The organism is Pseudomonas sp. P4_C1 (assembly GCF_056402155.1).
This window is the reverse complement of sequence record NZ_JBFUHY010000064.1, coordinates 21,396-29,234: the sequence shown is the minus strand read 5'-3', so window position 1 is coordinate 29,234 and position 7,839 is coordinate 21,396. Positions and strand designations below refer to the sequence as shown.

Here is a 7,839-nt window from a genome sequence, read left to right as displayed (position 1 = left end):
TTCTACAGCAGCCTCATTTGCTGTCAAGTGATTATTTTCTGAAGTTTTCCAAGTTTCCTTTTCAACTTCAACCACTTGCGCTTCAGATCTCTCGTCAGCGGGAGGCGAATTCTACAGCGTTACACGCTGCTGTCAACACCTCTTTTTCAACCCCCTTTTGGCTTCGATGAMCTGAAGCAACCYGCTGCCGAAAACTKCGTAACTCATTGTTTACCAAGGAGTTTTCCGTTTCGACTGCGCCGGAAGTGGGGCGAATTATAGGCTTCCAGAATCTGCCGTCAACCACTATTTACGCCTTTTTGGCGGAAGAGGCCTTTCTAGCCATTAAACGCGGAATTCGACGAGCCAAAGGCGGTAGCCGCAGCGCTAACAGCAATGCACCTATAGATGCATAGATCACCCACTCCTTGAGGTCGGCGCGCACAATCCAGAGCATATGCAGTAATCCAAGCCCGAGAATGACATACGCAAGGCGATGCAACTTCTTCCAGCCCGCCCCCAATCGCCGCTGACTGTATCGATTGGAAGTCACCGCCAAGGCCAGCAAACCAAGAAAGCCCAGCACCCCGACAATAATGTAAGGCCGCTTGCGCAACTCGACACCCAACTGAGACCAGTCAAAACCAAGAATAAATGCGCAGTAGCTACTGAGGTGGAGCAGCACATAGGCAAAACACCATAACCCCAACTGTCGCCGCACGGCATTCCACCCCGCCCAACCGGTGAGTTTCTGCAAAGGCGTCAAGCTCAAGATTACGAGCAACAGAACAAGCGCCCCCAAACCCAGCCGGTCGACCAGTACCTTGCCCGGATCCGGCCCGAGGACATCCTCCCAGGCCTGGTACAACCACAGCAGCGGCCACACCAGCACCACGACAAAGACACCGATACGCCAAAACGGATAGCGCATCAGTAGTTCTTCCTCAGGTCGAGCCCCGCATATAGAGAGGCGACTTCCTCTGAATAGCCGTTGAACATTTGCGTGTCGCGCACATTGGGCTTGAACAGGCCGCTGGGCAGGCGGCGCTCACGTGCCTGAGTCCAGCGAGGATGATCAACAGTGGGATTCACGTTCGCATAGAAGCCATATTCATCCGAAGCAATACTCTGCCAGGTGGTTTTCGGTTGCTCGTCGACCAGACTGATGCGCACGATGGACTTGATACTCTTGAAGCCATATTTCCAGGGCACCACCAAACGCAACGGCGCACCGTTTTGATTAGGCAACTCACGCCCGTACATGCCTACCGCAAGAATCGCCAACGGGTTCATCGCTTCATCCAGACGCAACCCTTCTATATATGGCCAGTCGATCAAGGCAAAACCGGAGCGCTGACCCGGCATGCTTTTGGGATCCTGCAGGGTTTCGAAGCGGATGAATCTGGCTTTCGAGGTCGGCTCAACCTCTTTGAGCAAGGCCGAGAGGGGAAAACCGATCCAGGGAATGACCATCGACCAGGCTTCCACGCAGCGCAACCGGTAGATTCGCTCCTCCAGCTGATACGGTTTCATGAAGTCCTCCAGCGCATACCGCCCAGGCTTGCCCACCTCCCCGTCCACTACCACCGACCACGGCTGCGTCTTCAGCGTGCCGGCGTTGGCGGCCGGATCACCTTTGTCGGTGCCGAACTCGTAGAAGTTGTTGTAGTGAGTCGCATCCTTGAACGGCGTGATCGCTTCATCCTTGACGCTGATCGCACCCCACTGGGTAGCCGGAAGTTTTTCGCTGAACCAGGCAGGCGCCTTGCCGGGCTCGACATCCGGGTAACGCGCAGCATCGCCAGCGCTGGCCCATTGCGGCAGGCTGCCCAGAGCGAAGCCGGCGACCGTGGCGCCGAGCACATTGCGTCGAGATAGATAGAGGGATTCAGGCGTGACGTCCGACTCATGGCAGTCGGATGTTTTAGGGACTTTGATCAGCATGGCTACTCCGCAGTATTGGAGAACAGATGCACCAACAGACTGCGGAGTATGAGGGAAATTACATCACTCGACGCTTTTACGCCGACGAAGATGTAACAGGTATTGAACCGGGCCGGAGGCTGCATAGGCAAGAAACACCAGCAGCAGGATGCGCGGCGGATCACTGAAAACAACCGCAAACACCAACACTACTGCGAGAATCGCCACGAAAGGCACTCGCCCCTTCAGGTCCAGCTCCTTGAAGCTGTTGTACTTGATGTTGCTGACCATCAGCATGCCGGCCGCAGCAACCATCAATGCAACCAGGAAGGACATCTTCGACCCCTGGATACCGTAATCGCTGAACGCCCAGACGATACCTGCAACCACACCCGCAGCGGCGGGACTGGCCAGACCGATGAAGTAGCGCTTGTCCGCGGTGCCGACCTGGGTGTTGAAGCGCGCGAGACGCAAAGCCGCGCCCGCCACATAGATGAAGGCGACCATCCAGCCAACCTTGCCCATGTCACCCAGGGCCCAGCCGAAGGCCAGCAATGCCGGCGCCACACCAAAGGCAACCATGTCCGACAGCGAGTCATACTCGGCACCAAAGGCGCTCTGGGTATTGGTCATGCGCGCAACGCGACCATCAAGGCCGTCGAGTACCATCGCGACGAAAATGGCGATGGCCGCAAACGCAAAGTACTTGCTCGCATTGGCGGAGTCGCCGGCACTCAAGGCTGCCTGGGCGCTCATCGAGTTGATGATGGAATAGAACCCTGCGAACAGGTTCGCAGTGGTGAACAGATTCGGCAGAAGATAGATACCACGATGCCGGACTTTACGACCTTCAGCGTCATGCCCTTCCTCGACATGTTCATCGATGGGCAGCAGGCTTTCGGCGTCAGAAGCCTGGTTTGGCTCTTCGGGGCGTTCGCTCATGGACATTACCTTGCAACGGGGTGGAAAGTCTGGACAGGTGTCTGGGACGACGGTTCGGCCGCAAACGATGCAGCTTTATACCAGAACCGGCCTCCCAAACGAAAAAACGCGGCCTAAGCCGCGTTTTTCGTACAAGGGCGTGACTTAGTTTTTAGCTTTGTCGACGATCTTGTTGGCACCGATCCACGGCATCATGGAGCGCAGTTGCTCGCCGATGATTTCGATACCGTGAGCGGCGTTGTTACGACGCTTGGCGGTCATCGAAGGATAGCCGGTAGCGCCTTCGCTGATGAACATCTTGGCGTATTCGCCGTCCTGAATACGTTTCAGGGCGTTGCGCATGGCCTGACGGGATTCGGCGTTGATGACTTCAGGGCCGGTCACGTACTCGCCGTATTCGGCGTTGTTGGAGATCGAGTAGTTCATGTTGGCGATACCGCCTTCGTACATGAGGTCAACGATCAGTTTCAGTTCGTGCAGGCACTCGAAGTAGGCCATTTCCGGCGCGTAGCCAGCTTCAACCAGGGTTTCGAAACCGGCCTTGACCAGCTCAACGGTACCGCCGCACAGAACGGCTTGTTCGCCGAACAGGTCGGTTTCGGTCTCGTCCTTGAAGGTGGTTTCGATGATGCCGGTACGACCGCCACCGACGCCAGCAGCGTAGGACAGAGCGACGTTCTTGGCATTGCCCGAGGCGTCCTGGTAGATCGCGATCAGGTCAGGGATACCGCCACCCTTCACGAACTCGGAACGTACAGTGTGGCCTGGAGCCTTCGGCGCGATCATGATCACGTCGAGGTCAGCGCGCGGCACAACCTGGTTGTAGTGGATCGCGAAGCCGTGGGAGAAGGCCAGGGTGGCGCCTTTCTTGATGTTCGGCTCGATTTCGTTCTTGTACAGGGAGGACTGGAATTCGTCCGGGGTCAGGATCATGACCAGGTCGGCAGCTGCAACTGCAGAAGCAACATCGGTCACTTTCAGGCCGTGGGCTTCAGCCTTGGCAACGGTAGCCGAACCTTTACGCAGGCCGACAGTCACGTCAACGCCGGAATCTTTCAGGTTGCACGCTTGAGCGTGCCCCTGGGAACCGTAACCGATGATGGCAACTTTCTTGCCCTGGATGATCGACAGGTCGCAGTCTTTATCGTAGAAAACTTTCATGAATTTCCCCTATATCAGGCCGTTCAGGCCGTTCGCTAATTTGGTTTAGATGCTGAGTACTTTGTCGCCGCGGGCAATGCCGGTCACGCCGCTACGGACGGTTTMCAGAATCGATGCAGTGCCAATGGACTGAATGAAGCTGTCGAGCTTGTCGCTGGTACCGGTCAGTTGAACGGTATACACGCTGGCGCTGACATCGACGATCTGTCCACGGTAAATATCGGTAGTGCGCTTGATCTCGGCGCGCTGGGCGCCGGTGGCCTTGACCTTGACCAGCATCAGTTCGCGCTCGATGTGAGYACTCTCCGACAGGTCGACCAGCTTTACCACTTCGATCAGCTTGTTCAGGTTCTTGGTGATCTGCTCGATGACCTCATCGTGACCAACGGTGGTCAGCGTCAGACGCGACAGGGTCGGGTCTTCGGTTGGGGCCACGGTCAGGCTTTCGATGTTGTAGTTGCGCTGCGAGAACAGGCCGACTACACGAGACAGAGCGCCGGGTTCGTTTTCCAGAAGCAGGGAAATAATGTGCCGCATGATTAGGTACGCTCCGTCTTGCTCAGCCACATATCGCGCATGGAGCCGTCTTTGATCTGCATCGGGTAGACGTGCTCGCTGGTATCGACCGAAATATCGATCACCACCAGGCGATCTTTCATGGCGAACGCTTCTTCCATCTTCGACTTCAAATCTTTCGAATCGGTGATGCGCACACCAACGTGACCATAAGCCTCCGCCAGCTTGACGAAATCAGGCAGCGATTCCATGTAGGAATGAGAGTGACGGCTGCCATAGCTCATGTCCTGCCACTGGCGAACCATGCCCAACACACCGTTGTTCAGGATGACGATTTTTACCGGCAAACCGTATTGCAGGCAGGTCGACAGTTCCTGAATGTTCATCTGGATGCTGCCTTCGCCCGTAACGCAGACGACATCATCATCCGGAAAGCTCAACTTGATGCCCATGGCTGCCGGAAAACCGAAGCCCATCGTGCCCAGACCACCAGAGTTGATCCAGCGGTTCGGCTTGTTGAACTTGTAGTACTGCGCCGCGAACATTTGATGCTGACCCACATCGGAAGCTACAAAGGCATCCCCCCTGGTCACTTCGCACAGGGTTTCGATCACGGTCTGCGGCTTGATGACGCTGCCGTCACCCTTGTCATAAGGGAACAGGCCGCGATCACCACGCCACTCATCAACCTGCTTCCACCAGCTGGCAACGGACTCCTTGTTCGGGGTCTCGCCGATTTCCTTGAGGATCGCGACCATTTCGGTCAGGACACTCTCGACCGGACCAACGATAGGCACATCGGCCTTGATAGTCTTGGAGATCGAAGCCGGGTCGATGTCGATGTGAATGATCTTGGCATTCGGGCAGAATTTCGAGGCACCGTTGATGACACGGTCGTCGAAACGCGCGCCGACAGCGAGGATCACGTCAGCATGGTGCATCGCCAGGTTGGCGGTGTAGCTGCCGTGCATGCCGAGCATGCCGATGAACTGACGATCGGTGCCAGGGTAGCCACCAAGGCCCATCAGAGTATTGGTCACTGGCAGGTTGAGCATCTTCGCCAGTTCGGTCAGTGGTGCGGAACCACCGCCGAGGATCACGCCGCCGCCCGAGTACAAGACTGGGCGCTTGGCCGCCAGGAGCATTTCTGCCGCCTTGCGGATTTGACCGGAGTGACCACGAACAGCTGGGCTGTAGGAACGCAGCTTGGCTTTTTTCGGGAAGACGTATTCGAACTTCTCGGCCGGGTTGGTCATGTCTTTCGGGATATCGACAACGACCGGACCAGGACGACCGGATTGCGCCAGGTAGAAGGCTTTCTTCATGACTTCCGGAATTTCCGACGCGTGCTTGATCATGAAGCTGTGTTTCACGATCGGCCGGGAGATACCGATCATGTCGGTTTCCTGGAATGCGTCAGTGCCAACCATATTGCTCGGCACCTGGCCGGAAATGACCACCATTGGAATGGAGTCCATGTACGCCGTGGCAATACCGGTGATGGCGTTGGTCGCACCCGGCCCGGAAGTCACCAGTACCACACCGGCTTTACCGGTGGCACGGGCGTAGCCGTCAGCCATATGGGTAGCCGCTTGCTCGTGACGAACCAGGATGTGGGTCACTTCCGGTTCTTTGAACAGGGCATCGTAGACATGAAGAAGAGCACCACCCGGGTACCCGTAGATATATTTGACGCCTTCGTCACGCAAAAAGCGGACGAGCATCTCACCGCCAGATAAAAGCTCCACGTTGCTCACCTCTAAAACGCCAGAATACCGCCCACGAAAAATGGGACGGGTCTTAATAGGTTTACTTCTCGGCAGAGCATGAGCGACGGTGGTCGCCGACTACGTCAGCACTGACTGAGCAAGTATTGGGATCGTCCCAAGTGTTGCGGGCCTTTCCCACCCAGCGCGAGGTAACGCGTTGCGGGTGTAACAGGTCGACGCGGATATGCGCCTCATGATCTGCCGAGAGGGTCTGCTTCTGGCAGTCCCTGTACAGCGGACTTTGGATTCTTCTGTTTCGCCCTTCGCAAGTCAAGTCGTCTATGTGCTTTATTCTAGTAAGCGCATGAGAACGCAAGAAAAAACCTCTAATTCAACCGTGTGTTAGCTTCGATTGCGCAACTTTTGGCAAAAAATTGGCACGCGCATGCACTTACCTTGCAATGGCCGACAAAATAGAGAGAGATTGTGGACAACTGCCAGCGGACGCTGGCAGCTTCTGGCTCAGCGAGACGCTGTGATCAACTGATCAAACTGTTTGAGCAATACCTGCAACTCCCGATCCTTGCCCTGGACATTGCGTCCGGCAAAGACCATTTCAGCCATTTCCTGAATGCCCGAAGCATTGGGTAGCGGTAAATCCTGCTCAAGGATCATCTTCATGCGCGGCAGGAAGATCCATTGCAGCCATTGCTCGAAATCCAGTGTATCGACCGAAAACGGCTCGACACTGGAAAGCGCTTCGACAGATGGCGAAACTTCATCCCACCACCCTTGCACTCRCAACTCGCGTTCGATCAACAACAGTTGATCGGCGATTTTCAGAAAGCGCGCATCCATCACAGCGTTACCTTGGCCTTCTGACGTGCCAATGCCGCGCCCTGGGAGTCACCCTGTTTTTCACGCGCCTGGGAAATCAGGCCCCACAGGTTGGCCTGAAGGGCAGGACGGCCATTGGCAAAGGTCAGCCCACGGCGAGCGAACTGCTCGGCCTGAGCTGCGTCACCTTGAGCCATGCGCACCTGCGCCAGACGGTAAAGCACCTGCGGCTCACGCGGCGCAACACGCTGGGCGCGTTCGAGGCTGGAGGAGGCACCGTTGAGATCACCGCCCGCCTGTTGCTGTTGAGCTGTGGTCAGCAAGGCCAATACCGGGCCGTCCAGTTGCTCGTCGGCAGACAGTCCGCCCGAACTGGCCGACGGAATCCCGCTTGGCGACGACGGCATGCTGTAGCTGCCCTGATTGATCGGCGCCGACTGGACCGGCGACGTGTCGATAGGCCCCGGCGTGATCGGACCCGGGGTGATCGGTGTGGTGCTGATCGGCGTCGAAGTCGTTGCCGCGCCTGGCACCATCACCACTACGCCGCTGTCACCTTGCGGTATCGCCTGGGTCTGCGACTGACCTTGCGCAGGGCGCTTGACGGTCGTCTGGCGGAAGCCGCCATTGGCCGAGATCCGCTCACTATTGGACACGGCGGTGCCGGAATCCACGACCGGAATCGAACCGCGTTGTACGGTGGAGCAACCGCTGAGCAAAGCTACGGCGGCAATCGCTGGAATCAACCACTTGTTCACTTGAAACCCTCTTT

Annotated in this window: 8 protein-coding genes; all 8 read right to left on the bottom strand. The window is 56.9% G+C overall.

Annotation, left to right across the window (positions count from 1 at the left end; all coding sequences use genetic code 11):
• Positions 1 to 289: 289 nt before the first annotated feature.
• Positions 290 to 910, bottom strand: a complete 621-nt coding sequence (gene msrQ / locus AC1DU9_RS23580) for a protein-methionine-sulfoxide reductase heme-binding subunit MsrQ (RefSeq protein ID WP_223463687.1) — start codon at positions 908 to 910, stop codon at positions 290 to 292.
• Positions 910 to 1,923, bottom strand: coding sequence for a protein-methionine-sulfoxide reductase catalytic subunit MsrP (gene msrP, locus AC1DU9_RS23575; protein ID WP_477810864.1), 1,014 nt, complete (start codon positions 1,921 to 1,923; stop codon positions 910 to 912). The genes msrQ and msrP overlap by 1 nt, the downstream gene beginning before the upstream one ends.
• A gap of 63 nt (positions 1,924 to 1,986) precedes the next feature.
• Entirely contained in the window at positions 1,987 to 2,844 is an 858-nt protein-coding gene (pssA, locus tag AC1DU9_RS23570) for a CDP-diacylglycerol--serine O-phosphatidyltransferase (protein ID WP_056728609.1), read from the bottom strand.
• Positions 2,845 to 2,988: 144 nt separating this feature from the next.
• Positions 2,989 to 4,005: a ketol-acid reductoisomerase gene (gene ilvC, locus AC1DU9_RS23565; protein ID WP_003228216.1), complete on the bottom strand. Its 1,017-nt coding sequence runs from the start codon at positions 4,003 to 4,005 to the stop codon at positions 2,989 to 2,991.
• A gap of 45 nt (positions 4,006 to 4,050) precedes the next feature.
• Complete coding sequence (ilvN, locus tag AC1DU9_RS23560) at positions 4,051 to 4,542, bottom strand: acetolactate synthase small subunit (RefSeq protein WP_477810863.1); 492 nt, start codon at positions 4,540 to 4,542, stop codon at positions 4,051 to 4,053.
• 2 nt (positions 4,543 to 4,544) lie between these two features.
• Complete coding sequence (locus AC1DU9_RS23555) at positions 4,545 to 6,269, bottom strand: acetolactate synthase 3 large subunit (protein WP_223463689.1); 1,725 nt, start codon at positions 6,267 to 6,269, stop codon at positions 4,545 to 4,547.
• Between the two features lie 483 nt (positions 6,270 to 6,752).
• Positions 6,753 to 7,088, bottom strand: a complete 336-nt coding sequence (locus AC1DU9_RS23550; protein WP_477810862.1) for a YqcC family protein — start codon at positions 7,086 to 7,088, stop codon at positions 6,753 to 6,755.
• Complete coding sequence (locus AC1DU9_RS23545; protein ID WP_223463691.1) at positions 7,088 to 7,825, bottom strand: tetratricopeptide repeat protein; 738 nt, start codon at positions 7,823 to 7,825, stop codon at positions 7,088 to 7,090. Before AC1DU9_RS23545 ends, AC1DU9_RS23550 begins: the two co-directional genes overlap by 1 nt.
• Positions 7,826 to 7,839: the final 14 nt, after the last annotated feature.